We start from the raw sequence: 25,084 nt of genomic DNA on the forward strand, positions 1-25,084 counted from the left end.
GCCTTCGGCGGATCAATCGTCGAGCTGTGGAAGAACGGTGCTCAGGGGTGAGGCTCCGTCGATTCGCAGGCCTGTGACCAACAGCATTATGGAGTAGCAATCATGTTGATTCTGACCCGCAGGGTCGGTGAAACCCTGATGATCGGCGACGAGGTGACCGTTACCGTTCTTGGCGTGAAAGGCAATCAGGTGCGCATCGGCATCAATGCGCCGAAGACCGTGGCCGTCCATCGCGAAGAGATCTATCAGCGGATCAAGGGCGAGCACGACATCAGTGGCACGCCCGCCGACGATTCCGCCGAACATTGATCGCGTGAATTAAGGCTTTACCTCGTCCGCGTCGGTCGGTATCCTTGCCGGCTCCGCAGCACTGCGAAGAAAACCCCGGAGAGATGCCCGAGTGGCCGAAGGGGCTCCCCTGCTAAGGGAGTATAGGGTCAAAAACCTTATCGAGGGTTCGAATCCCTCTCTCTCCGCCAGATACGCAAAACGCCCCGCAAGGGGCGTTTTGCGTATCTGGCGGAGAGAGGTGGTGGACGAACCCTTACGGTTCGACAAATTCGTCTGGAACGAATTTGGACAGCCGCAGGCTGGCCCTGGAGCGCGCAGCGCGGAAGGGTGAGGCCCATGGATGGGCCGAACAATCCCGCGCAGACTCTACGCTACCGCGCACCTCATCGAAGCGGCGTTTGCGTATCTGGCGGAGAGAGGTGGTGGACGAACCCTTACGGTTCGACAAATTCGTCTGGAACGAATTTGGACAGCCGCAGGCTGGCCCTGGAGCGCGCAGCGCGGAAGGGTGAGGCCCATGGATGGGCCGAACAATCCCGCGCAGACTCTACGCTACCGCGCACCTCATCGAAGCGGCATTTTGCGTATCTGGCGGAGAGAGGTGGTGGACGAACCCTTACGGTTCGACAAATTCGTCTGGAACGAATTTGGACAGCCGCAGGCAGGCCCTGGAGCGCGCAGCGCGGAAGGGTGAGGCTCATGGATGGGCCGAACAATCTCGCGCAGACTCCACGCTGCCGCGCACCTCATCGAAGCGGCGTTTTGCGTATCGCCACCATCACCTCGCCACCATCACCGCTCCCCAACCACCACCGTAAACGTTTGCACGAAGTGGAAATCCGCCCGGCGCAGCGCGAACTGCGGATGCTGCGGATCGCAAAGACGCGTGAGCTCGTCGTAGTCGTCGCTGGACAGGTACGGCTGCAACCGCGCTCCCCAGGTGTTGCGGAAAATGGCCTCGGTCAGATAGGCCTCGTCCGCCGCTCCAAGAGGGGATACGCGTTCGATCACGAACGTTTGCGCGCCGACGTTGCGCAACTGCGCCTGGCGCAGCACGCCGACCATGGACCGGACCGCCGCCAGATCCCGCTCGCTCACGCCGTAGCGGTCGCGGTAGTACTGGCGCACTGCTTCGTTGACCAGGCGTTCGAGCCTTGCGTCCCAGGCGAAGTACATGTCGGGCAGCAGCGAGCTTTGGCACAGCGCGATACGGCCGGCGGGGCGCAGCAGGGAGGCCAGCCGCCGTGCTCCGGCGACCGGATCGTGCAGGTGGTTGATCGTGTTCATGCACCAGATCAGATCGAGGCTCCCGCCGCGGAGCGGCGCCTTCAGCAGGTCCGCCTGCAGCACCAGCGCCGTCGACGGGGCGCTCGCGCGGGCAGCGGCTGCGTGCGCCGTCGCCAGATCGATGCCGACGATGACACCATCGGCCCCCACTTCATCGGCGAGCCAGCGCAGCACCTCGCCGGTGCCGCATCCGGCGTCGAGGACGCGTGCCCCGGGTTGCAGGTCCAGGCTGGCGATGACCCGGCGGAGTTCGGGTTCCGCGAAGGCATTGAACAGCCGCAGCTTGTGCGAGTAGTCGCGAGCCGCCGTATCGCCGAGGAGGCCAGGCGAGGCACTCATCCGGCCACCATGCCCCGGTTGTCCCGTGCGGGATGCTTCATTTCACCGCCAGCCCGCGCAGTTCGACTCCGTCCGCATCCACCCGCAGCACCGAGCCCTGCTCGTACCAGTCGCCCAGCACGATCCGTTGCGCCGGCGCGCCGTCGAGCTGGAAATCGTGCACGGCCGGGCGGTGCGTATGCCCGTGGATCAGCCGGGTCACACCTGCCTTGCGCAGGGCTTCGGCCACGGCGTCGGCGTTGACGTCCATGATGCTTTCCATCGTGCTGCCGGTGTGCGCCTTGCTGTCCTCGCGCGCCTTGGCGGCGAACGCGCGGCGCGCGTGCAGCGGCATCGCCAGAATCTGCGCCCGCCATTCGGGCGTGCGCACCTGTTTGCGCACGGCCTGGTAGGCGACGTCGTCGGTGCACAGCACGTCGCCGTGCATCAGCAGGGTGCGGCGGCCGTGGATGTCGTGCACGGTGCCGTCGTCGAGCAGGGTCAGGCCGGCGGGTGCGGCGAATGCAGGGCCGAGCAGGAAGTCGCGGTTGCCGACCATGAAGTACACCGGCACGCCGGCGTCGCGCACGGCGCGGGTGGCGGTGGCGATGCGTGCAGGCAGTTCGGCGTCGTCGTCATCGCCGATCCAGGCCTCGACCAGGTCGCCGAGGATGTACAACGCGTCGGCATGGCGGACTTCCTCGTCGGCCAGGTAGCGTTCGAACAGATCGGTGATCTGCGGGCGGCCGGGGTCCAGGTGCAGGTCGGCGATGAACAGGGTGGCCATCGTGACGTCAGCCCTTGCTGGCCGGTTTGGCGGCTTTCCTGCCCGGTTTGACGGCGGCGGGTTTGGTGGCCGCCGACGCGGCCTTGGCCGGTGCTTCCGCACTGGCGGCGGGGGCCGGGGCTTCCTCGCCGATCACGTGGGCGCTTTCGATCAGCACCAGCGGGCTCGGCACGTCGCCGGCGAACGGGCCAAGTGCGCGGGTGGGCAGCGCGGCGATCTTGTCGACCACGTCCATGCCCTTGATGACCTTGCCGAACACGGTATAGCCCCAGGTCAGTCCGCTCTGGTTGCCGACGAAATCCAGCCGGCGGTTGTCGACCAGGTTGAAGAAGAACTGCGCGGTGCCGGAATTCGGGTCGGCACCGCGGGCGACGGCGACAGTGCCGCGCAGGTTGGACAGGCCGTTGTCGGCCTCGCTGGCGACGGCCGATCGCGTGCGCTTGGGCTGCAGGTCGCGGGTGTACAGGCCGCCCTGCACCAGGTAGCCGGGGATGGCACGGTGCAGCAGGGTGCCGTCGTAGAAACCGTCGCGCACGTATTGCAGGAAGTTGGCCACGCTCTTCGGCGCCTTGTCCGGATACAGCTCCAGCGTGATGTCGCCCTGCGAGGTGCGCAGCACGACTTGCGGCGGTGGCGTGGCGGCCGTGGCGGCCGGCGCCGGTTTGGCGGTCTGTGCCGCCAGCGTCGGCGGCAGGATCAGGAGCAGCGTGGCGAGCAGGGATTTCAACATGGGCATCAAGATGGTCTGGGCGTCCGGACATGATACGCGGCCGCGGCGGAACCTGGCTTGTCGGCACGATCAGCTGCTGGAGATGTCCAGCTTGATGCCCAACTCGGCCATCGGCGATTGTTCCTGCTGCAGGTCGGCCTCGCTGAGCGGGTGCTGCTCGAACCAGGCCAGCGGCAGGGTCAGCCGCAGCGATTTGCTGCTGGCGGCCAGGCGCATTTGCGGCAGCGACTCGGCCCGGCGCGCACGGCGGAACAGCACCGCCAGGCGCAGCAGTGCGGTGGTGTAGCGGGCCAGCTGGCGATAGCGCTGCGGCAAGGTGGCGACCACCGCCTTGTCCGGCTTGCGCCGGTGCATCTCGACCACGGCGGCCAGCAACTGCTGCTCCTGCCGCGAGAAGCCGGCCAGGTCGGCGTGGCGCAGGATGTAGGCGCCGTGGTGATGATGCTGGCTGTGCGCGATGGCCAGGCCGATCTCGTGCACGCGCGATGCCCACGACAGCCACTCGCGGGCCTCGGCATCCAGTTTCCAGACGCGCGCGACCTGGTCGAACAGCATCAGGGCGGTCGACTCGACCCGGCGCGCCTGGGCGCGATCCACGCCGTAGCGGGTGGCCAGCGCGTCGATGCTGGCGGTGCGCGGGTCGCTGCCGCCGGCGCGGCCGAGCAGGTCCCACAGCAGGCCCTCGCGCATCGAGCTTTCGCACACGCGCAGCCGCTCGATGCCGAGCGCGGCGAAGGCTGCCTCGAAGATCACCACGCCGCCGGCGATCACCGGCGCGCGCTCTTCGACCAGTCCTGGCAGCTTGAGCGTACCGATCTGGCCGTGCTCGATCAGCGCCTCGCTCAGCGCGGCGAGCGAGGCCGGGGTGATGCCGTCGTCGGAGAATTTCATGGCCTGCACCACCGCGCCGATCGACTTGGCGGTGCCGGAGGATCCATAGGCGTCCTGCCAGCCCGACTCGCGGAAATCCTCGGCGAACTGTTGCAGCAGCACGCCGATCTCGCTGCGCGCGCGCTGCCAGCGCTTGCGGGTGAGCTTGCCGCCGGGGAAGAAGCGCAACGTCGAGGCGATGCAGCCGGCCTGCACGCTTTCGGTGTGCAGCGGCGCCAGCCCGCGGCCGATGATGAACTCGGTGCTGCCGCCGCCGACGTCGATCACCAGCCGCGGTTCGCGCGAGGCGGGCAGGTCGTGCGCCGCGCCGAGGAAGATCAGGCGGCCTTCCTCGCGGCCGGAGACCACTTCGATCGGGTGGCCGAGCGCGGCCTCGGCGGTGGTCAGGAAGGTCTGCGGCGAGGCCAGCCGGCGCACCGTGTTGGTGGCCACCGCGCGCACCCGCATCGACGGCAGGCCGGCGATGCGCTGGCCGAAACGGGCCAGGCAGGCCATCGCGCGGGCGCGCCGCTCGGCGTCCAGGGTGCCGTCGGCGCGCAGGCCGGCGGCCATGCGCACGGTGTCGCGCAGGCGGTCGATCACGCGCGGCTCGCCGTGTTCCATGCGCGCCACCACCAGGTGGAAGCTGTTCGAGCCCATGTCCACGGCAGCGATCAGTTCGCCGTCGCGGATCGGTGTCTGTTCGGCTGGACTCACGCCCGGGCTCCCGCGACGGCAAAACGCGGATTCTCGCATGCATGCGCGAAAGGGTGAAAACGGCGGCTCATGCGGATCGCCAGGCTCATTGGCAGTAGCGCTCGAGCAGGCCCGACTGCGCGCTGTACGGCGGGTTGTCGCCGGGCTCGGCGCGCACGTAGCGGCCGTCGCTGCCGAGCAGCCAGGCCTGGGTGTTGTCGGCCAGGCCGTTGGCCAGGGTTTCCTCGAACACGCGCGCGGCCAGTTCGGGATCGAGGATCGGGAACGCCACCTCGATCCGCCGCATCAGGTTGCGTTCCATCCAGTCGGCGCTGGCGCAGTAGATCTCGGGGGCGCCGTCGTTGGCGAACCAGTACACCCGGCTGTGCTCGAGGAAGCGCCCCACGATCGAGCGCACGCGGATGCGCTCGGAAATGCCGGGCAGGCCGGGGCGCAGGGTGCACGCGCCGCGCACGATCAGGTCGATCTCCACGCCGGCCTGCGAGGCGCGGTACAGCGCCTCGATCACCCGGGCCTCGTTCAGCGCGTTGAGCTTGGCGACGATGCGCGCAGGCCGGCCGGCCTGCGCGTGCGCAGTCTCGCGCTCGATCTTCGCCAGCACGCTGGGATACAGCGTGAACGGCGAATGCAGCAGCCGCTTCAGCTCGATGATCGGGCCCAGGCCGGACAACTGCTGGAAGACCTTGTGCAGGTCCTCGCCGATCTCCGGGTTCGCCGTCATCAGCCCGATGTCGGTGTACATCCGGCTGTTGGCCTGGTGGTAGTTGCCGGTGGACAGGTGCACGTAGCGGCGCAGCGCGTCGCCTTCGCGCCGCACGATCAGCATCATCTTGGCGTGGGTCTTGTAGCCGACCACGCCGTAGACCACCTGCACGCCGGCCTCCTGCAGGCGCGTGGCCAGGCGGATGTTGGCCTCCTCGTCGAAGCGCGCGCGCAACTCGATCACCACGGTGACGTCCTTGCCGTTGCGCGCGGCCTCCACCAGCAGGTCGACCAGCGGGGTGTCCTCGCCGGCGCGGTACAGGGTCTGCTTGATCGCCAGCACCTGCGGGTCGGCGGTGGCCTGGCGCAGCAGGTCGATCACCGCGGCGAAGCTCTGGTACGGGTGATGCAGCAATACGTCGCGCTGGCCGATCAGGTCGAACTTGTTGCGCCCGCTCTCGAGCGCCGGCGGCAGTTGCGGGTTGAAGCGCGGGAACTTCAGTTCCGGCCGGTCCAGCCAGTCGTAGATCAGGCCCGCGCGGATGATGTTGACCGGACCGTCGCAGCGGTACACGTCGGCGTCGTCCAGCTGGAAGTTTTCGGTCAGCATCGCGGTGATCGCCTTCGGGCAATCGTTGGCGATCTCCAGCCGCACGGGGCGCGCGTAGCCGCGCCCGACCAGTTCCTCGCTGAGCGCGAGGGCGAGATTCTCCACCTCGGCCTCCTCGACGATCAGCTCGCTGTTGCGGGTGACCCGGAACTGGTACGAGCCGACCACCTTGAGGCCGGGGAACATCAGGTCGACGAAGGCCTGCAGCAGTTCGGCGAGGAACACGAAGTGCTCGCCGGGGCCGCTGACCTCGGCCGGCACGCGGATGATCCGCGGCAGCGAACGCGGCGCCCGCACCAGCGCCATGTGCCCTTCGTGGCCGAACGCGTCGCGGCCGCGCAGCACCACCGCGATGTTCAGCGTCTTGTTGAGGATGCGCGGGAACGGGTGCGCCGGGTCCAGTCCCAGCGGCGACAGCACCGGCAGCACCTCGTGTTCGAAGTAGCCGCGCAGCCAGCGGTGCTGGCGCGGGTTCCAGCGCTTGCGGGTGAGGATGTGGATCTGCTCGGCGTCGAGCTGCGGGCCGATCTGCTCCTGCCAGGCGGCGTAGACCTCGGCGACCAGGTCCAGCACGCGGCTGCGGATGCGCGCCAGCAGCTCGCCGGAAGGAATGCCGTCCGGCCCCGGGGCGGCCGAGCCGTAGGCATGGTGATGCTTGAGCATCGCCACGCGCACCTCGAAGAATTCGTCGAGGTTGTTCGCCACGATGCTCAGGTAACGCAGCCGCTCCAGCAGCGGCACGGCGGCGTCGCGGGCCATCGCCAGCACGCGGAAGTTGAACTCCAGCGCGGCCAGTTCGCGGCTGAGGTACAGGCCGGGGGTGGTCAGGTCGGTGGCGTCGGGCGATGCGGACGATGTGGGGGAGGGCTGGGCCATGCCGCATTCTGGCGCATGGCCTGGGCCATTGCATGCCGCGCCGCCGCGGCTTCATCCGGGAATATTGAACCGGCTCTCAGGTTTCGTCACCGCCGCCGGGAGCGAGCAGCCGGGCCGGACCGAAATGGCAGGAGAAGGTGGAGCCGGCGCCCGGCGTGCTCTCGATCCGCAACTGCGCCTGGTGCAGGTTCAGCACGTGCTTGACGATCGACAGCCCCAGCCCGGTGCCGCCGCTTTCACGCGAGCGGCTGGAGGAGACCCGGTAGAAGCGTTCGGTGAGCCGGGCCAGGTGCGAGGCCGGAATGCCGAAGCCGGTGTCGCTGACCGAATACACCGCGCCTTCGGGCTCGCGCTGCCAGCGGATCGTGATGCTGCCGCCGGCCGGGGTGTAGCGCACCGCGTTGCTGGCCAGGTTCGACAGCGCGCTGTGCAGGTCCTTCGGCGAGCCGAGCAGGTCCGCCTCGGCGGTGGACTCCAGCACGATGCGATGGCGGCCCTGGCTGAGCGCCTCGGCTTCCTTGCGCACGGTGGCCAGCAGTGCCGCCATCGGCACGCGTTCGTCGATGACCTCGTGCTGGGTTTCCAGCCGCGACAGGGTCAGCAGGTCTTCCACGATCTGGCCCATCCGTTTCGACTGCGTGCGCATCTCGCCCAGCACCGCCGCCAGCTCGGGCACGTCCTCCGGGTCGAGCAGTTCCAGGTAGCCGTGAATCACTGTCAATGGCGTGCGCAACTCGTGCGACACGTTCGCCACGAAGTCGCGGCGCACCTGTTCGAGCCGGTTCAGATGGCTGATGTCGTGCGCCAGCAGCAACTGCTCCTGATCGCCGAACGGCAGCAGGCTGACGTTGAGCTGGCTGTCCGCCCGGCCGGGGGCGGTGACGTCGGCGAGCGGCTCGCGCGCGCCGCCGCGCAGCCAGGCGGCCAGCTCCGAGCCGGCCAGCCGCTGCTGCAGCGCCGTGCCGCGATCATCCGGGCGGCGCAGCCCGAGCAGGTTCTCGGCGGCGTGGTTGAACCAGCGGATCTGCTGCTGCCGGTCGAGCAGCACCACCGCATCCGGCAACTGGCCGGCAACGTTGCGAAGATCGCGCAGGGAGGAGGCAAGGCGGCGGGAACGCGTCATGAAACGGTCATGCTGGAGAGGGCTGACGGCAGTCGATGCAGTCATCATGGCCCGCGCTTGATGACGGATCCGGGTCAGCAGCAAGACGACTTCGGCCACGGCGACCAGGGCGACGCCTGCGGCCACGTGCCCACCGACGAGCCAGCCCAGTACGGCGCCGGCGCCCAGCGCCGCGGCGAGTGCCGCGGGCAGTTTCCAGGAAGGCGTGATGGGCGGAGTCATGCTGGCGCCGGGGTGTGGAAGGCGAACCAGCATCGGCAAAAGCCGCGCATACCGCAAGCTGGCCCGTGCCGGCTCAGGTGCTGGTCGAGAAGCGGTAGCCGGTGCCGCGCACGGTCTGCACCAGCTCGTCCAGCTTCCACGGCTCCAGCGTCTTGCGCAGGCGGCGGATGTGCACGTCGACGGTGCGCTCCTCCACGTACACGCTGCCGCCCCAGACGTGGTCGAGCAGCTGCGTGCGCGAGTAGACGCGCTCGGCATGGGTCATGAAGAAGTACAGCAGGCGGTATTCGGTGGGGCCGATCGGCACCGGCTCGTCGCCGGCGAACACCCGGTGCGCCGGGCCGTCGATGCGCAGGCCGCCCAGTTCGACCACGCCGGAGCCGTCGTCGCCCTGGCTGCGCCGCAGCACGGCCTTGATCCGGGCGATCAGCTCGCGGGTCGAGAAAGGTTTCACCACGTAGTCGTCGACGCCGGCCTCGAGGCCGTTGACGCGATCCATTTCCTCCCCGCGCGCGGTGAGCATGATGATCGGGATCTCGCGGCTGAGTTCTTCCTTGCGCAGGCGCCGGGCCAGTTCGAGGCCGCTCATGCCCGGCAGCATCCAGTCGAGCAGGATCAGGTCGGGCACCTGTTCGGCCAGCGCCATCTGGGCGGCACGGGCATCGGCGGCCTGCATCGCGTCCATGCCGGCCTTGCGCAGGGCAAAGGCGATCATTTCGCGGATCGAGGTCTCGTCTTCAACGATCAGGATGCGTTTGTGCACGCCGTGGTCCGCCTTGGCTTGTGACGGGCATATTGCAGCGGATGGATGTTACGTGTCGATGACAGGGCGTGCCTGCCAGGTTGTTGAAAAGGAGCAGTCCTGCTCCTTTTCAACGCGCCAGGTCCGGCACATGTCCGTACCGGGCTACGCCGAACCAGGCACTTGGCGTGCCTGATTCGCGGCGGGCCCTCCATGGCCCGCAGTAGCAGGGTGTTGTTCAACACCCTGCTACTGCCGGGAGTCGCCGCCCGGGCTGTCCTCGGTCTTGATCTTGCGCTTGTGCAGTTCCAGCACCAGCGGGGTCAGCTCGGCGATGCGCGCCTGGATGCGCACCCGCGCGTAGTAGTCCAGGTCGTCGCGCTTGAGCAGCCGCTTGAGCTGCTCCATCGCGTCGTACGGACGGCCGGAATAGTAGCTGGCGTCGGCGAAGGCCTCGCCGGCGCGCACGCTGTCGCCGGCCTTGTCGCTGGCGCGGGCATAGGCGCTGTAAATCTCCGGCTCGCTGGCATTGTCCAGCAACGGCCGCAGCAGGTTGGCGGCAAGGTGCGCCTGCTCCTGGTCGCCGCCGGCGGTGAGTGCCTTGGCATAGGCGAGCGCGACGGCGCGATTGCGCGGGGACTGGGTATTGAGCCCGCTGTAGATCGCCAGGGCCGCGGCGCGCTGCCCGGCCTGCAGGCGGGCGTCGGCCAGCGCCAGCTTCAGGATCAGGCTTTCCGGGTGGGATTGCAGCAACGGCTGCAGCTGTTCGATCGCCGCGGCGCCGCGACCGCTGCGGGTGAGCGCCAGCGCGTAGCCGTAGCGGTTCGGCGGCGTGTCGAAGTCCTGCCGGGACTGCAGGCTGGCGCTGTAGTAGATGGCCAGCTTGGTCGCGTCGCCGGCCAGCACGCGAACGCGCTCGCGCATCAGGGCGTAGCTGTCCAGGTGGCCGCGGGCGGGTGGCTGGAACAGCGAGGTGGGGTCCTTCACGAACGCGATCGGCGCGGTGCTTTTCTCCCACTGCAGCTTGTCCATGATGCTGCCGGAGGGGCGCAGCTTCTGCGCGGCGATCAGCGCGCCGGCACGCGCCTTCGCGTCGCTGATCCGCATCGTCGTCACCGGGTGCGTCTGCAGCAGGGCCGGCACGTCCTCGCCACCGGCGCCGGCGCTCATGACGTCCTGCATGCGCTGGAAGAAGCCGGCCATCGCGTTCGGGTCGAAACCGGCCTTGGCCAGCGTCTGGATGCCGACGCGGTCGGCCTCGATCTCGTCCTTGCGAGTGAAGTTGATCGACTTCTGAGCGATCAGGCCCTGGCCGCCGGCCAGCACCGCCATGGGCGCGTCGCCGCTGTGGCTGCTGGCACCGGCGGCGATCGCGCCCAGCAGCACCAGCGCCATCAGCGGCGCGTCCTTCTTCGAGTCCTCGAACGCGCGCTGCAGATGGTTCTGGGTGATGTGGCCGATTTCGTGCGCGACCACGCCGGCCAGTTCGCTCTCGTCGCGGGTGATCGTCATCAGCCCGGCGTTCACCGCGATGTAGCCGCCGGGTGCGGCGAACGCGTTGATTTCCTGGTCCTTGACGACGAAGAACGCGAAGTGCTCCTTCGGCTTGTCGCTGCTGGCGACCAGCCGGTAGCCGAGGTCGTTGATGTAGTCGTCCAGCAGCGGGTCGTCCACCACCATGTCCAGCGCACGCATCTGGCGCAGCATGGAGGCGCCGTAATCCTGCGCTTCCTGCGGCGAGATCAGCGCGTTCGCCGAACTGCCCAGGTCGGGCAGGCGCACGTCCTGCTGGGCGCCGGCGGCGCAAGCCAGCCCGGCGGTGATCAGCGCCGTCAGCAGGCGCGGTGCGAGTCGTCGTGGTGCCATGCTCATAAGGTGGGTGACAATAGCATTGTGACCGTGGTCCGCCGCGTCGGTTCCGCTTGAGCTGCCGGCGTACGACCCCATTTAGTGATGGCCTTTCCCCAGTTGCGGAGTGTCGTGATGTCCAAGATCGAGGTCTATTCCACCGCGGTGTGCCCGTACTGCGTGGCGGCCAAGAACCTGCTCAAGTCCAAGGGGCTGGAGTGGACCGAAGTGCGCGTCGACACCGACGCGGCGCAGCGCGACGCCATGCTGGCACGCAGTGGCGGCCGCCGCACGGTGCCGCAGATCTTCATCAACGACCGGCACGTGGGCGGCTACGACGACCTCGTTGCCGCCGACCGCAACGGCAAACTGGCCGAGTTGCTGGAGCAGGCGGCATGAGCGACAAACTTGCCGAATTCACCGCGTTCCGCCAGCGCATGAACGAGCGCATCCTGGCCGAGGACAACCAGGTCGTGCGGCGCTTTTTCGCGCTGGACACGCAGACCTACAAGGCCGGCGCGCTCGACGTGAAGACCAAGGAGATGCTGGGCCTGGTCGCTTCGATGGTGCTGCGCTGCGACGACTGCATCAGCTACCACGTGGCGCAGTGCAAGGACGCCGGCGTGCGGCGCGACGAGTTCTTCGAGGTGTTCAGCGTGGGCCTGGTGGTGGGCGGTTCGATCGTGATCCCGCACCTGCGCCGCGCGGTGGATTTTCTCGACAAGCTGGAAGCCGGCGAGTCCGCCGCGCCGGAATGCGCCGACCACGCCTGAGTACCGCCGCCACGGCCGCATGAAACGCGGCCGCCTGCGGTTTTTTGCAATGCTGCGTGCGAGTATTTTCAACGTCTTGCGGGGCGTTCGCCCTGTTCGCGCGGGGGCTAATCGGCGATAATTGACCGGTTTCGGCACGTGCTCATCCCCATGAGTACGCGCCGCCTGCAGGTTTTCGTTTCAAGGAGTTCCCCCATGAGCAAGACGATTGCCGTGATCCCCGGCGACGGCATCGGCCCGGAGATCATGACCGCCACGCTGCGCGTGCTCGACGCGCTGGACTGCGGCCTTTCCTACGACTTCGTCGACGCCGGCATGGTCGCGCTGGACAAGCACGGCGACCTGCTGCCGAAGGCAACGCTGGACAAGATCGCCGAGCACAAGGTCGCGCTGAAAGGCCCGCTGACCACGCCGATCGGCGGCGGCTTCACCTCGGTCAACGTGACCCTGCGACGGCACTTCGACCTGTACGCGAACGTGCGCCCGGCGGTGAGCTTCCCGGGCACCAAGTCGCGCTACGAGAACATCGACATCATCACCGTGCGCGAGAACACCGAGGGCGCGTACCGCTCCGAGGGGCAGACCCTGTCCGCCGACGGCGAGATCGCCGAGTCGGTCGCGCGCAACACGCGCAGGGGCAGCAGCCGCATCGTGCGCTACGCCTTCGAGCTGGCGGTGAAGAAGGGCCGCAAGAAGGTCACCGCGGTGCACAAGGCGAACATCCTGAAGACCAGTTCGGGCCTGTTCCTCAACGTGGCGCGCGAGATCGCGAAGGAATACCCGCAGATCGAGTTCAACGAGATGATCGTGGACAACACCTGCATGCAGCTGGTGATGAAGCCCGAGCAGTTCGACGTGATCGTCACCACCAACCTGTTCGGCGACATCCTGTCCGACCTGTGCGCCGGCCTGGTCGGCGGCCTTGGCCTGGCGCCGGGCGACAACATCGGCGAGCACGCGGCGATCTTCGAGGCGGTGCACGGCTCGGCGCCGGACATCGCCGGCAAGGGCATCGCCAACCCGTGCGCGCTGCTGCTGGCCGCGGCCGACATGCTCGACTACCTGGACATGGTGGCCAAGGGCGACCGGTTGCGCCAGGCGATCCGCGACACCATGACGAACGACCGCGACAGCGTGACGCCGGACCTGGGCGGCAAGGGCAGCACCGGCAGCTTCGCCGACGCGATCGTGAAGCGCCTCGCGGCCTGATCCCGGCGCGCCCGGCCATCCACTTCAAAGCCGCGGTCGCTCCGCGGCTTTTTTGTTGGATCAACGTCGGCCGAGCGGCTAGGCTTTCGGGCTGGGTCATGCGACCGCCGGAGTTCGTCGATGCCATCACAGGTGATCCCCAGCCAGGTGTACGCGTTCTGGGTATTCGTCTACATCGCCGCTGCCGTACAGGCGGCGTTGCTGGCGCTGGCGCTGTGGCGGCGGCCGGTCAACGCCGAGGCGAACCGGGTGCTGGCGGTGTGGGTCGCGCTGACCGGCATGGACTTGCTGGTCAAGGCCGTGTACTGGAACTCGCTGTCGCCGGAGTGGTTCAGGGCGTATCGCTTCGTCGCGCTGTTTCCGTTCCTCTACGGCAGCCTGTTCTACGTCTATGTGCGTGCGCTGATCGAGGTCCGCGGCTTTCGCTTGCGCGACGGCGTGCACCTGCTCGGCTTCGGCGTGATGCTGGCGCTGAATGCGCATGTGCTGCTGATGAGCGACCAGCAGATGCAGGCGTTGTCAGCGCGCTGGGTGGCGGGCGAAAAGACCATCGGCTCGTGGTTCGACGTTCCCTTGTTCGTCTACAGCCTCTCGTACGTGGCGGCCGCGCTGATGCGCGTGCACCGCTACCGCCGCTGGTTGCGCGAGCGGCGCTCGGACGCCGACCGCATGTCGCTGCGCTGGATCGACGTGATGGCCGCTTGCCAGGCGGTCATCTGGATCATCGCCACCACGCAATGGCTGGCGACGCTGCCGGGCATCGACTACCGCCTGCTGTTCGGCGCGGTCGCCGCGTGGGTGTGCGTGGTCGGCTGGCTCAGCCTGAACCAGCCGCCGGTGGCGAGCGAGCCGACCGCGGTTGCCGGGGAGGGCGCGCCGTCGGACGCGACGGATCCCGGCGATGGGCGCTTCCCCGCGGTGGAGGCGCGCCTGGCGCAACTGATGGACGGCGACGACGCGCTCTATCGCGAGCCGGCGCTCACCATCGGGCAGGTGGCGAAGCGCAGCGGTTATCCCGAGTACCTGGTATCGGCGGTGATCAACCGGCGCTTCGGCGGCACGTTCTGGGACTACATCAACCGCCTGCGGATCGAGGCGGTGCGCGCCCGCCTGGCCGATCGCGGCGATGCGCGCACCATCCTCGACATCGCCTACGACTGCGGCTTCACCTCCAAGTCCACCTTCAACGCCGCGTTCAAGCGGCAGGTGGGCGAGACGCCGAGCAACTATCGCAAACGCCACGGCCAGGGTGAGGCCGTCACCGCGGCGGTCGGCGATGCAGCGCGGCGATGATCGCCGCGACCATGTCTTCCGTGCCGGTGCCGTAGTCGATCGAGATGCCCATGCGCACCACCACCAGCCGTTCCGACGGCACGATCACCACGTACTGCCCCAGCGCGCCGCGCGCGTAGTACATGTCCTTCGGCAACCGCGGCATGCCCCACGGGGCATGCCATACCGGCACGCTGCCCTCGCTCACCAGGTTGGTCCAGAAGCCGGCGCCGTAACCGGTTTTCAAGGTTTGCGAATGGCTGTACGCAACCCAGCCTTCAGGCAGGATGCGCCGTCCGTCGACCACGCCGTCGTCCAGGTAGAGCTGGCCGAAGCGGGCGAAGTCGCGGGCCGAAGCGTAGACATTGCTCGATCCGACCGGCGTACCGGTGGCGTCGGTTTCGATCACCGCGCTGCGCATGCCCAGCGGCGCGAACAGCGCCTGCCGCGCGAAGCGTTCGGCGTCCACCGCGCTGCCGCCGGCGGCGTCGCGGATCAGCCGCGAGAGCAGCACGTAGCCGAGGTTGCTGTAGCCCCAGGCAGTGCCGGGCGGATGGGCCAGCGGTGTCCGCGCCGCGTACCCGGCCATGTCGCGTTCGAGGAACAGCATGCGGGTCATCGGGCTGATCGCGCCGTCGGTTTCGTCGAACGGCAGGCCGCTGTCCATGCGCAGCAGTTGGTCGATGGTGATCGCATGGTGCGGGTCGGTTGGCGAACGCCAGGCGGCGATCGGCGCTGGCTGGTCCAACCGCAGCTTGCCCTCGCGCACGAGGATGCCGATCAGGGCGCTGACCACCGATTTCGTCAGCGAATGGGCGTAGATCGGTGTGTCCGGACCGTAGCCCGGGGCGTAACGCTCGGCAATCAGCTGGCCGCCGTGCAGCACGACTACCGCCTTGGTCAGGCGCGGGTGGGCCGGGTCGGGTTCGGCGAAGCCCTGGTCGAGTGCGCGGCGGATCGCCGGGTCGGCCGGTTCGACCACGGCCGCCGGCCAGGTGCTGGCGATCGGGGCGGGCTCGAAGCCGGCCGGCTCGGGTACGGCGCCGTCGCCGTGCACGAGCAGGCAGCCGAGCCCCTCGCGGTACGCCGCCCGCGCGGTGAAGTCGCCGAATACCGAGGTGCGCACTTCGCGCCTGGCGCGATCCACCTCGTAGTGGATCGCCCAGCCGATGCTGCGCATCAGCGGCAGTTGCTCCTCCCGGAAGGTCCGCTGCGGATCGACTTGCGAAACGAACGCCGCCGCGCACAGCGAACGGCTGACCGAGCCGGTGGCGGTGCGGAACAGGTCCTTGCCGGCGGTGCCGATCCAGATGACGGCGGCGAGCAGGAAGACGAGCAGGGTGACGAGGATAATTTTCAGGAGACGCAAAGCCATCGTGGTCCGCCGGGTCGGTTGTCGAGGTGGCCAGCATGGTGAACGCGGGGATGGCGGTCGTCCGATCCGGCGGAATCGGACGGCGCCGAAGTGTCGTGCGGGTGCGATCCGGCCGGTCCGGACGTCAGTCCAGCGAACAACCGCCTTCGGCGCAGCCGTTGAACTCGCGTTCGACGCGGCGGCGCAGGGCGGGAATTCGCAGCAACGGCAACAGTGGCCAGTAGGCCGGGATCTGCCGGCACAGCAGGGCGAACCCGGCCGCGCCGCGCAGCGTCGCGCCGTGGCGCAGATCCTGCACCACGACTTCGCCCGAGTGCAGCGGACCCACGGGCGAGACACTCGTGGAATCCTCGAAACGGCCCAGCCAGTCGAGCCGGCGATGCCACCGCGCGTAGCGTGCGCATTTCGCGCAGTCCGGATGGCGGAACAGCCTGATCGCGGCCATGGCGGCGACCGTTCAGTGCTTGCCTGGCTTGTAGTGGCCGGGCTCCGCGCGCGAAGGGATGGCGATGCGGTTCCAGCCGTTGATCACGATCACCACCATGTTGAGGTCGATCAGCTCTTCCTCGCTGAACTGGGCGCGGGCCTCCTCGTAGACCTCGTCCGGCACGCCGTGGACCGGGTCGAGCCGGGTCACCGCCTCGCACCAGGCCAGCGCGGCACGTTCGCGGGCGCTGTAGAACGGCGCCTCGCGCCAGGCCTGCAGCACGTACAGGCGCTGCTCGGTCTCGCCGGCGGCGCGGGCGTCCTTGCTGTGCATGTCCAGGCAGTAGGCACAGCCATTGAGCTGCGAGGCACGCATCTGCACCAGCTCGATCAGGTTCTGTTCGAGGCCGCAGCTCCTGACGTAGTCGCCCAGGGCGAGCAGCGGCTTCAGGGCGTCGGGACGTTTGTAGGCATTGAAGCGGGGCATGAGGTTCTCCGTGGAGTGGGCGGCCTGGATGGCCGTTCAGTGCAAGGACGCGGGCGGCGTCGATTTCGTGACAGCCGCCAGCCGGGCGAGCTTGCCGGGGTGGCGCAGGGCGTGCACAGCGGTGATGCGCTCGCCGTCGTCGTCGATCCAACTGGCCGAGATCAATGTGTCGCCCTGCCAGCCGAACAGGGCCGGCGTGCCGTTGAGCTGGCGGATCTCGTGGCGCACGCCGTGGCGCTGCTGCTGCAGCGCGATCTGCATGTACAACCGGGCCAGCCGCTCGGCGCCATGCAGCGGATGCAGGATGGCCCGTGCCAGGCCGCCGCCGTCGGAAACGCTCATGGCGTCCTCGGCAAACAGGGCGCGCAGCGCGGGCATGTCGGGTTGCTGCAGCGCCTGCATGAAGCGTTCGAGCAGGCGCCGCTGGGTGTCGATGTTCGGCATCGCCTGGCGCGGTCGATCCTCGCGCAGCCGCTGTTTCGCCAGGTGCACGCGCTGGCGGCAGGCGTCCTCGCTGATCTCCAGCATCGCGGCCGTCTCGGCATGGCTGTAATCGAACACCTCGCGCAGCAGGAAGGCGGCGCGCTCCTCCGCACTCAGCCGCTCCAGCAGCAGGAGGAAGGTAAGGGTGAGGCTTTCGGCGCGTTCCAGTTGCGCCTCGGGCTGCTCGGACTCGGCGGCCAGCGGCTCCGGCAGCCACGGACCGGGATAGTGCGCGCGTTCGGTCTTGGCCCGGCGCAGGCGATCGAGTGCGATGCGCGTGGTCACGGTGACCAGCCAGGCCTCCGGGTCGTCCAGCGCGTCGGCATCCTGCGCGTGCCAGCGCAGCCAGGCATCGTGCAGGACGTCCTCGGCGTCGCTGGGCGTGCCGAGCATGCGGTAGGCCAGGCCGAACAGGCGTGGGCGGTGTTGCTGGAACAGTGCGGTGTGCGGATCCATGGCGTTTTCCGTTGCGGCGTCCAGACAGGACGCGCGGGGATCACACGATGTGACCGCTCAGCGGAGCGTCACTTACCGAAACAGCGGCCACGGTGCCAGGAAGACCAGCCAGATCAGCAGCAGGATGCCGGCGTACTTGCAGGCCTTGTACAGCTTCTTGTGCCGCCGCTTGAACTCGGCTTTGAACCGGTTGCCGCCGGTGTTCCTGCGGCGCTGGCTCAGCGCGAACAGGCGGTTCACGAAACCGGTCTTCTCCGCTTCGCCCTCGGTGTTCGGCGAGGCGGTGATCCTGCCCATGAACGCGCCGACCCGATGGTTGATCGCGCTCATCCAGCGCGTGCGCAGCGGACGCTCGACGTCGGCGAACAGGATCACCCGGGTCTGCCCGGTGGTGTTCTCGGCCCAGTGCACGTAGGTTTCGTCGAACACCACGTCCTTGCCGTCGCCCCAGGCGTGCTCCTCGCCGTCGACGAAGATGCGGCAGCCCGGCGAGTTCGGCGTGATCAGGCCCAGGTGGTAGCGCAGCGAACCGGCGAACGGGTCGCGGTGCGGGTTGAGCTTGCTGCCCGGCGGCAGCAGCGCGAACATCGCCGCCTTCACGCTGGGGATCGACTTCAGCAGGGCCACCGTCTGCGGGCACAGCGCCTCGGCCGAGGTCAGCGGCTCGCCGTACCACTTCAGGTAGAAGCGCTTCCAGCCCTGCTTGAAGAAGCTGTTGAAGCTGGCGTCGTTGTTCTTCGCGGCGGCGCGGATGTAGCCCTCGTCGAACAGGTGCGTCGCCTCGTCGCGGATGACCTGCCAGTTCGCCTGCAGCAGGTCCAGCTGCGGAAAGCCGCGGCGGTCGAGGATGGGCCGCGCCGGCACCGCCGAGAACGCGTACATCAGCAGGTTGTACGGCGCGAACACCGCCGAGTGGTCGACCAGCTGGCGGTCGAAACGCAGCCGCACGCGGCCGCGCAGGTGCACCAGCAGCACGCACAGCGCGAAGAAGACGAACAGGGCCAGCAGGACGAGGCGGGGAGTGAGGATCATGTCGACGCTTGCAACCGTGGAATGATTGTCAGACGGGCATTCTACTCGCTTGGCTGGCGCCGTTATCGCGAGGCTGCGGCGGCCTTCACTCGCTGTTCCCGGGTCAGCTCGACATGCCGCTGCGGGCTGATGGGTTCGAACACCGGCTGTACGACACCACCCTTGTGGCGCAGCGCGGCAATCATGTTGGCGGTAGGGTAGCGGCCGGCGGCGAGGGCTGCCGCGTCGATCGCATGCATGCGATCGATCCGTTCGCGGTCTCCGGCCAGCTGCGGGTCGAAGTTGAAACCGATCCGCCGTTCGACGAACGGCATGATGGCGCCGCCGAAGCTGAAGAACAGCTCGAAATCGAACTCGGCCAGCAGGCAGTCCACGATGTCCTGCGCGCGCACGCCCTCGTTGGAATACGCGGCGTGGTCGATCGGGCGGTAACGCGGCGATGACGTATTGAAATGGCGATCGTGACGCTTGTTCGCCGGCAGGGCCGCCCACGCTTCCTGCACCACGGTTTCCACGTCGGGCCACAGCTGGTGGCCGTTGCGGCCGACGATGTCGGAGCTGAGCAGCACGCCTTGCGCGGCCAGCGAACGACGCAGCGACACGCAGAGGGTTTCCAGTTCGGTGACGTGGTGGAAGAACTGGTTGACGATGATGACGTCCTGCCCGGGCAGTGCGAACGGCAGGTTGCAGTCGCGCGCCTCGAACGTCATCGTCGCCTCGACCCCGCGCTCCTGCGCCGCGGCGGCGGCATGGCGCATCAGCGCCGGATTGAAGTCGATGCAGGTGATGCGCACCGCGACGCCGTCCGCGTGCAGTCGTGCGGCTAGCTCGATCTCCATGCCGCACGAGCCGGTGCCGACGCTGAGCACGCGCACGGGTACGTTTGCGCCGGCCGCACGGCGCCGGATGTGGTCGAGGAAGAAGCTTTCCGGCGAGCCGATGCCCAGCCGCTGCGCGTCCGGCGCCAGGAAGCGCCCCGACCAGTACGCGAAGATCGGCGGCAGCGTTTCGCCCTGGTATTGCGGGGTGACGCTGAACGCGATGCGCTCGGCCACGGCGAGCAGCCGGCGGCGAGCGGGTGCGGGCAGCGAGCGTGCCAGCCATGCGATGGCGCGCTTGGCCGGCAGCCGGTGGCGGTAGGCGAAACTCTTCAGCGACATGCGGGCGGTATGGGGTCGGGCGTGGCGGGGAATGGGCAGGGGCGTGGAAGCGGGTGACCTGTCGTTGCGCGGCAGGTCACCCGCTTGCAGCTCTTGGCGTTACAGCGCCTCCGCCGCGAAATCCGCCAGCCGCGAACGTTCGCCGCGGCGCAGGGTGACGTGCGCCGAGTGCGCCCAGTTCTTGAAACGGTCCACCGCGTAGGTGAGGCCGGAGGTGGTTTCGGTGAGGTAGGGCGTGTCGATCTGTTCGACGTTGCCGAGGCATACGATCTTGGTGCCTGGGCCGGCGCGGGTGATCAGGGTCTTCATCTGCTTCGGGGTGAGGTTCTGCGCCTCGTCGATGATCAGGTAGCGGTTGAGGAAAGTGCGCCCGCGCATGAAGTTCAGCGAGCGGATCTTGATGCGCGAGGCGAGCAGGTCGTTGGTGGCCTGGCGGCCCCAGCTGCCGCCGTCCTCGGGGTTGGTGAGCACTTCGAGGTTGTCGGTCAGCGCACCCATCCACGGCGTCATCTTTTCCTCTTCGGTGCCGGGCAGGAAGCCGATGTCCTCGCCCACCGAAACGGTGGCGCGGGTCATGATGATCTCGCGGTAGCGCTGCTGGTCCATCACCTGGGCCAGGCCGGCGGCCAGCGCCAGCAGGGTCTTGCCGGTGCCGGCGTTGCCGAGCAGGGTGACGAAGTCGATGTCCGGATCCATCAGCGCGTTGAGCGCGAAGTTCTGCTCGCGGTTGCGCGCGCCGATGCCCCACACGTGGTGGTTCGCGTGCGAGTGGTCGTCCAGCAGGACCAAGGTGGCGCTGGCGTCGTCGACGTGCAGCACGCGCAGCTCGACCGCATTCTCGCCAGGCAGGTACAGGCACTGGTTGGGGTGCCAGTCGTCCTCCTCGCGCCGGTTCATTTCGTAGAACGTGCGACCGCGTTCGGTCCACGAGCGCACTTCCGGGTGCCGTTCCCAGAAGTCTTCCGGCAGCTGGGCGGAGCCGGTGTAGAGCAGCGAGAAATCGTCCAGCGCGCGGTCGTTCTCGTAATCCTCGGCGACCAGCCCGTTGATGCTGGCCTTGATCCGGAGGTTGATGTCCTTGGTGACCAGGATGACGTCGCGGCCGGGGTTCTGGTCGCGCAGTTCGATCACCGCCGACAGGATCTGGTTGTCCGCCTTGGCGTGGCCGTTGCTGCTGGTGCGGTGCTGGAAATACAGCCGGCCCACCGAGGCGCCGCGCTTGAGCTTGATGCCCTGCGGGTTGCTCAGCTCGAGTCCGTCGCCGAGGTCGTGCTGCTTGCCCAGTTCGATCAGCTCGTTGAGGAAGCGGCTGACCTGGCGGCCGTTGCGCGAGACTTCGGAGGCGCCCTTCTTTTTTTCGTCCAGTTCCTCCAGCACGGTCATCGGGATGAAGACGTCGTGTTCCTCGAAGCGGAACAGCGAGGTCGGGTCATGCAGCAGGACGTTGGTGTCGAGAGCGTAGATGCGCTTGCTTCCGGTCATGCGGAAGTGTCCTCGCTGGTGGGTGGAAGGAACAGGCGGATGGAAGCCATGGACGGCGGGGCGGTCACTGGGCGGGGATGGCGTCGAGCACGGCCTGGGCGTGGCCCGGGACTTTCACGCCGCGCCATTCGCGCGCCAGCTTCCCGTCGGGGTCGATCAGGAAGGTGCTGCGCACGATGCCCAGGTGGCGCTTGCCGTACAGCACCTTCTCGTGGATCACGTCGAACGCGTGGCACCAGGTTTCATCGGCATCGGACACCAGCGGGAACGGAAGCTCCTGCTTCGCAGCGAAGTTGGCGTGCGATTTCGGCGAGTCGCGCGACACGCCGATGACCTGCGCATGGCGTTCGAGGAAGGCCGGGTAGAGGTCGCGGAAATCCCTGGCCTCGCTGGTGCAGCCGGGCGTCGAGTCCTTGGGGTAGAAATACACCACGAGCCACTGGCCCTTGAGGCTGGCCAGCTTCAGTTCGCTGCCATCGCCGGTGGTGCCTTTCAGCGGGGGCAGCTTCTTGCCGATATCGGGCATGACTTATCCTGCACGGCGGTGCGGCGCCGTGATCGTTGGTGGAAAGCGAGGGGTGACGCGGTTCGGACGAGGGGCGTCATGGCGCCCGGAGCGATCGGCATGAATCGACACGCTGGCTGCAATGCAACGTCCCTCCGGCAGGGTCACGGGCACAGACTAGCGCGGGCGGGGCGGCGGATGACAGTCCTTGTCAGGGGGGCGCGATCGCGCGATGCTCGGGAGGCTGTGTGGGCTCAGAATTTGACCGGGTCCATGATCGCGTCGAGGTTCAGGCCGTCGCACAGTTCCAGGAAGTCGTCGCGCAGCGCGGCGATATGGATTTCCGCCGGGATGCCGATGGTGAACTGGGCCTGGAACATCTCCGCTCCGGTCTGCATCGCCTGGTAGCGGGTGGAGTTCAGCTGCTCCACGCTGATCCCGTGCTGGCTGAAGAAATCCACGATGCGCGCCACGATGCCGGGCCGGTCGGCCGCCACCACTTCGACCAGATAGGGGAGCAGATGCGAGCTGTTCTGGCGCGGGCCGGTGCGGTAATGCACCAGCCGCATGTTCTCGTCGCGGGTCAGCTTGGCCAGTGCGGTTTCCAGCTTGGCCAGTGCATCCCACGCGCCGGTGGCCAGCAGCATCAGCGAAATTTCCGTGCCGATGGTGGAGACGCGCGACTCGGACAGGTTGCAGCCGGCGTCGGCGATGCGCTTGGCCAGCGCCAGCAGCGGCGATTTGGTCGTCGGGGTGAGCGCGTGGATCAGCAACTGGTTGTCGTTGCCCGCGCGCGTGGAAGCGGAAGAGGGGCCGGGAGAAGGTTTCAAGAGGGTCTGCCTGTGGACGTCAGCCCGCGCGATGCGGAGCCATGAGACTACTCCGGTCGAGCTTACTTGCCCCTCTCGCGAGGCGGCAAGTAACATGCAGGGCTTGCCTTGGTAGCGGAATCGAGTCTTGAACATTCGCGGTAGCATCTGTGCGCTGGCCACCCCGTTCGCGGCCGATGGCGCACTCGACCTGGATGCGTTCGGCCGGTTGCTCGATCATCAATTGGCCGGCGGTACGCAGGCCCTGGTGGTGGCCGGTTCCACCGGTGAGGCGCACATGCTGGAGCACGACGAGTTCGACCGCCTGCTGGCGTTCGCGCTCGAGCGCGTGGCCGGGCGGGTACCGGTGATCGCCGGCACCGGCGAGGCCGGTACCGCCAAGACGGTTGCGCTGACCCGGCGGGCCAGGACCCTGGGTGCCGATGCGGCGCTGGTGGTGACGCCGTACTACGTGCGCCCGACCCAGGAAGGCCTGCGCCGGCACTTCCTGGAAGTGGCCGAGCACGGCGGCCTGCCGGTACTGCTGTACAACGTGCCGACCCGCACCGGTTGCGACCTGCTGCCGTCGACCGTGGCCGCGCTGCGCGAACATCCGGCGATCGTCGGGATCAAGGAAGCGCGCGGCGATCGCGAGCGGATTTCGGCGCTGGTGGAACTTGTGCGCGAAGATTTCGTCTATCTGTCCGGCGACGACGGCAGTGCCGGCGAGGCGATGCTGGCCGGTGCGGCTGGCACCATCTCGGTGGTGGCCAACCTGGTGCCGCAGGCGTTTCGCGCCCTGTGCGACGCGGCCACCGGCGGCGACCAGGCGGCGACGGCGCGTTGCCAAGCCGCGCTGGAACCGTTGGTGCAGGCGCTCAACTGCGCGCCGAACCCGATCGCGGTCAAGGCCGGCCTGCCCGTCCTGGGGCTGGGGTTGGCCGTGCCGAGGTTGCCGCTGGTGGAACTGAACGACGGTCCGGATCGCGCCCGATTGCACCAAGCGCTGTCCAGTCTGGCATCCTTGGCGACTGCGGCCGGTTGACGGTTGCCTGACTTACTCACGGAATCCGATTACATGAAGAAAACTTCGCTCCTCGTGGCCCTGCCGGCCGTGGCCCTCAGCGGCCTGCTGCTTTCCGGCTGCGGCGCGTTCCGCTCGCACAAGGCGTGGGACACCGCCGTGCAGGAAGCCCCGCTGGAGATCCCGCCGAGCCTCGACCGGCCGTCGACCAGCGACGCGCTGGTGATTCCGCCGCCGGGCGCGAACCAGCCGACCGCCAATGGCGCCACCGCCAGCGTCGGCTCGGCCGGCGGCCAGATCACCGACGGCTTCGTGCTGGCCGACAGCGTGGACAATGCCTATCGCCGGGTCGGCCAGGTGCTGGAAAGCGGCAACCTGGGCGAGGTGGCCGGCCATGACGACGCCACGCACAGCTACACGCTGAATGTTTCCGACGCCATGGTTCAACAGAAGAAGAAAGGTTTCTTCGGCCGCCTGTTCGGGCGCGACAAGGGCAGCTCCGTGCGTGCTCCGGGCGCCGGTTCGCACCAGGTGCAGATCAGCGTCAACGGCAGCGGCACGGCGGCCAGCGAGATACGCGCCGAAGGCAATGCAGCGGCCGTGGGCAAAGTGATCGACGCGTTGAAGTCGCGCCTGGGCGGCTGATCCCCGGGCGGCACCCACAAAAAGAACGCCGCCTTCAGGGCGGCGTTCTTTTTGTGGGTGCGTGAACTCAGCGCTGCAGCAGTTCGAGCTTGTCCGGCTTGCCTTCCCACGCCTTGGCGTCGGGCAGGGCGTCCTTGCGTTCGGTGATCACCGGCCAGTCTTTAGCCAGTTCGGCATTCAGCGCCACGAACCCTTCCTGGCCGGCCGGCACGTCGTCTTCCGGATAGATCGCGTTGATCGGGCACTCCGGTTCGCACAGGGTGCAGTCGATGCACTCGTCCGGATCGATCACCAGGAAATTGGGGCCTTCGTGGAAGGCGTCGACCGGGCAGACCTCGACGCAATCGGTGTACTTGCACTTGATGCAGTTGTCGATGACAACGAAGGTCATGGGTGGTTTCGGCCTGCTTGTGGGAAGTGGTCAGACGACCCGGTAAATCAGCGCGTCGGCTTTTGTGAAAAGTGCGGCCATGGATGGCCGCTTTTGATCCAGCCAGTGGCGCCGAGCTGCACGTTGGCGCTGGCCGGCCCAACTGGAGCAATCACGGAAGATTGCAAAAGCAATGGTGCTCCCTACGAGACTCGAACTCGTGTTCCCGCCTTGAGAGGGCAGTGTCCTAGGCCACTAGACGAAGGGAGCGTTATCCTGTGAGGCGCGCTAGTATAGCGGAATTGTTTCGCCCGGCAATGCTTGGCATGCATCGGCTTGCACCGTTCGAAGCAGACTCCGCCGGTGCACGCGTCCGCGTCCCCGCGGGACAGATTCGCGGCGCCGCGCGCCGCGATATATTGCAACCCAAGGGCAGCTTCGCCCGCAAGGATT

Annotated in this window: 25 protein-coding genes and 2 tRNA genes; 8 read left to right on the top strand and 19 right to left on the bottom strand. The window is 67.9% G+C overall.

All coding sequences use genetic code 11. The features are described from left to right. Positions 1-102 precede the first annotated feature (102 nt). Positions 103-309 (top strand): carbon storage regulator CsrA, encoded by a 207-nt coding sequence (gene csrA, locus KK131_RS11660; RefSeq protein WP_214556906.1) that lies wholly within the window; start codon positions 103-105, stop codon positions 307-309. 77 nt (positions 310-386) lie between these two features. Next, positions 387-479 (top strand) — tRNA-Ser (locus tag KK131_RS11665). Between the two features lie 604 nt (positions 480-1,083). On the opposite strand, the gene KK131_RS11670 is transcribed toward KK131_RS11665, so the two are convergent. From KK131_RS11670 to KK131_RS11705, 8 genes are all read right to left on the bottom strand, one after another. Then, positions 1,084-1,917: a methyltransferase domain-containing protein gene (locus KK131_RS11670; protein ID WP_214556907.1), complete on the bottom strand. Its 834-nt coding sequence runs from the start codon at positions 1,915-1,917 to the stop codon at positions 1,084-1,086. Positions 1,918-1,954: 37 nt separating this feature from the next. Further along, a complete protein-coding gene (locus KK131_RS11675; protein WP_214556908.1) occupies positions 1,955-2,683 on the bottom strand; it encodes a UDP-2,3-diacylglucosamine diphosphatase in 729 nt (242 codons plus the stop codon). Between the two features lie 7 nt (positions 2,684-2,690). Next, positions 2,691-3,413, bottom strand: coding sequence for a peptidylprolyl isomerase (locus KK131_RS11680; RefSeq protein ID WP_214556909.1), 723 nt, complete (start codon positions 3,411-3,413; stop codon positions 2,691-2,693). Between the two features lie 69 nt (positions 3,414-3,482). Continuing rightward, positions 3,483-5,000, bottom strand: a complete 1,518-nt coding sequence (locus KK131_RS11685; RefSeq protein WP_214556910.1) for a Ppx/GppA phosphatase family protein — start codon at positions 4,998-5,000, stop codon at positions 3,483-3,485. Positions 5,001-5,085: 85 nt separating this feature from the next. Then, positions 5,086-7,188: a polyphosphate kinase 1 gene (ppk1, locus tag KK131_RS11690; RefSeq protein WP_214556911.1), complete on the bottom strand. Its 2,103-nt coding sequence runs from the start codon at positions 7,186-7,188 to the stop codon at positions 5,086-5,088. Positions 7,189-7,264: 76 nt separating this feature from the next. Then, positions 7,265-8,533 (bottom strand): phosphate regulon sensor histidine kinase PhoR, encoded by a 1,269-nt coding sequence (gene phoR, locus KK131_RS11695; RefSeq protein ID WP_214556912.1) that lies wholly within the window; start codon positions 8,531-8,533, stop codon positions 7,265-7,267. Between the two features lie 73 nt (positions 8,534-8,606). After that, positions 8,607-9,296, bottom strand: coding sequence for a phosphate regulon transcriptional regulator PhoB (phoB, locus tag KK131_RS11700; RefSeq protein WP_214556913.1), 690 nt, complete (start codon positions 9,294-9,296; stop codon positions 8,607-8,609). Positions 9,297-9,524: 228 nt separating this feature from the next. Then, positions 9,525-11,147, bottom strand: a complete 1,623-nt coding sequence (locus tag KK131_RS11705) for a M48 family metalloprotease (RefSeq protein ID WP_214556914.1) — start codon at positions 11,145-11,147, stop codon at positions 9,525-9,527. 111 nt (positions 11,148-11,258) lie between these two features. On the opposite strand from KK131_RS11705, the gene grxC reads away from it, so the two are divergent. From grxC to KK131_RS11725, 4 genes are all read left to right on the top strand, one after another. Next, positions 11,259-11,522, top strand: coding sequence for a glutaredoxin 3 (gene grxC, locus KK131_RS11710; RefSeq protein ID WP_214556915.1), 264 nt, complete (start codon positions 11,259-11,261; stop codon positions 11,520-11,522). Further along, positions 11,519-11,896 carry a carboxymuconolactone decarboxylase family protein gene (locus tag KK131_RS11715; protein WP_214556916.1) on the top strand — a complete coding sequence of 126 codons (378 nt, stop codon included), beginning with the start codon at positions 11,519-11,521 and terminating at the stop codon, positions 11,894-11,896. Before grxC ends, KK131_RS11715 begins: the two co-directional genes overlap by 4 nt. A 195-nt stretch (positions 11,897-12,091) precedes the next feature. Then, positions 12,092-13,105 (top strand): isocitrate dehydrogenase, encoded by a 1,014-nt coding sequence (locus KK131_RS11720; RefSeq protein WP_214556917.1) that lies wholly within the window; start codon positions 12,092-12,094, stop codon positions 13,103-13,105. A 120-nt stretch (positions 13,106-13,225) separates the two neighbouring features. Beyond that, positions 13,226-14,398, top strand: a complete 1,173-nt coding sequence (locus KK131_RS11725; protein ID WP_214556918.1) for an AraC family transcriptional regulator — start codon at positions 13,226-13,228, stop codon at positions 14,396-14,398. Here KK131_RS11725 and KK131_RS11730 read toward each other — a convergent pair. From KK131_RS11730 to KK131_RS11770, 9 genes are all read right to left on the bottom strand, one after another. Then, positions 14,364-15,752 (bottom strand): serine hydrolase, encoded by a 1,389-nt coding sequence (locus tag KK131_RS11730; RefSeq protein WP_214556919.1) that lies wholly within the window; start codon positions 15,750-15,752, stop codon positions 14,364-14,366. The genes KK131_RS11725 and KK131_RS11730 overlap by 35 nt on opposite strands. A 124-nt stretch (positions 15,753-15,876) precedes the next feature. Then, on the bottom strand, positions 15,877-16,197 hold the full coding sequence (locus KK131_RS11735; protein WP_214556920.1) for a hypothetical protein: 321 nt from the start codon (positions 16,195-16,197) through the stop codon (positions 15,877-15,879). A gap of 12 nt (positions 16,198-16,209) precedes the next feature. After that, positions 16,210-16,665: a carboxymuconolactone decarboxylase family protein gene (locus tag KK131_RS11740; RefSeq protein WP_214556921.1), complete on the bottom strand. Its 456-nt coding sequence runs from the start codon at positions 16,663-16,665 to the stop codon at positions 16,210-16,212. A 36-nt stretch (positions 16,666-16,701) separates the two neighbouring features. Further along, positions 16,702-17,604, bottom strand: coding sequence for an RNA polymerase sigma factor SigJ (gene sigJ / locus KK131_RS11745; RefSeq protein ID WP_214556922.1), 903 nt, complete (start codon positions 17,602-17,604; stop codon positions 16,702-16,704). Positions 17,605-17,676: 72 nt separating this feature from the next. Next, a complete protein-coding gene (locus KK131_RS11750; protein ID WP_214556923.1) occupies positions 17,677-18,636 on the bottom strand; it encodes an aspartyl/asparaginyl beta-hydroxylase domain-containing protein in 960 nt (319 codons plus the stop codon). Positions 18,637-18,698: 62 nt separating this feature from the next. After that, complete coding sequence (locus tag KK131_RS11755; RefSeq protein ID WP_214556924.1) at positions 18,699-19,796, bottom strand: class I SAM-dependent methyltransferase; 1,098 nt, start codon at positions 19,794-19,796, stop codon at positions 18,699-18,701. 99 nt (positions 19,797-19,895) lie between these two features. After that, on the bottom strand, positions 19,896-21,278 hold the full coding sequence (locus tag KK131_RS11760; RefSeq protein WP_214556925.1) for a PhoH family protein: 1,383 nt from the start codon (positions 21,276-21,278) through the stop codon (positions 19,896-19,898). 64 nt (positions 21,279-21,342) lie between these two features. Continuing rightward, on the bottom strand, positions 21,343-21,804 hold the full coding sequence (locus tag KK131_RS11765; RefSeq protein ID WP_214556926.1) for a peroxiredoxin: 462 nt from the start codon (positions 21,802-21,804) through the stop codon (positions 21,343-21,345). A 233-nt stretch (positions 21,805-22,037) separates the two neighbouring features. Beyond that, positions 22,038-22,556 (bottom strand): glycine cleavage system protein R, encoded by a 519-nt coding sequence (locus KK131_RS11770; RefSeq protein WP_214557371.1) that lies wholly within the window; start codon positions 22,554-22,556, stop codon positions 22,038-22,040. 184 nt (positions 22,557-22,740) lie between these two features. Here KK131_RS11770 and dapA point away from each other — a divergent pair, with 184 nt between their 5' ends. Next, positions 22,741-23,637 carry a 4-hydroxy-tetrahydrodipicolinate synthase gene (gene dapA / locus KK131_RS11775; protein WP_214556927.1) on the top strand — a complete coding sequence of 299 codons (897 nt, stop codon included), beginning with the start codon at positions 22,741-22,743 and terminating at the stop codon, positions 23,635-23,637. Positions 23,638-23,670: 33 nt separating this feature from the next. Continuing rightward, positions 23,671-24,261 carry a hypothetical protein gene (locus KK131_RS11780; protein WP_214556928.1) on the top strand — a complete coding sequence of 197 codons (591 nt, stop codon included), beginning with the start codon at positions 23,671-23,673 and terminating at the stop codon, positions 24,259-24,261. 67 nt (positions 24,262-24,328) lie between these two features. On the opposite strand, the gene fdxA is transcribed toward KK131_RS11780, so the two are convergent. Both fdxA and KK131_RS11790 read right to left on the bottom strand, forming a co-directional pair. Next, complete coding sequence (fdxA, locus tag KK131_RS11785) at positions 24,329-24,652, bottom strand: ferredoxin FdxA (RefSeq protein WP_214556929.1); 324 nt, start codon at positions 24,650-24,652, stop codon at positions 24,329-24,331. Between the two features lie 173 nt (positions 24,653-24,825). After that, a tRNA-Glu gene (locus tag KK131_RS11790) sits at positions 24,826-24,901 on the bottom strand. Positions 24,902-25,084 lie beyond the last annotated feature (183 nt).

Origin of the sequence: Rhodanobacter sp. LX-99 (assembly GCF_018599185.1) — a bacterium.
In the GTDB taxonomy this organism is placed as follows: Bacteria; Pseudomonadota; Gammaproteobacteria; order Xanthomonadales; family Rhodanobacteraceae; genus Rhodanobacter.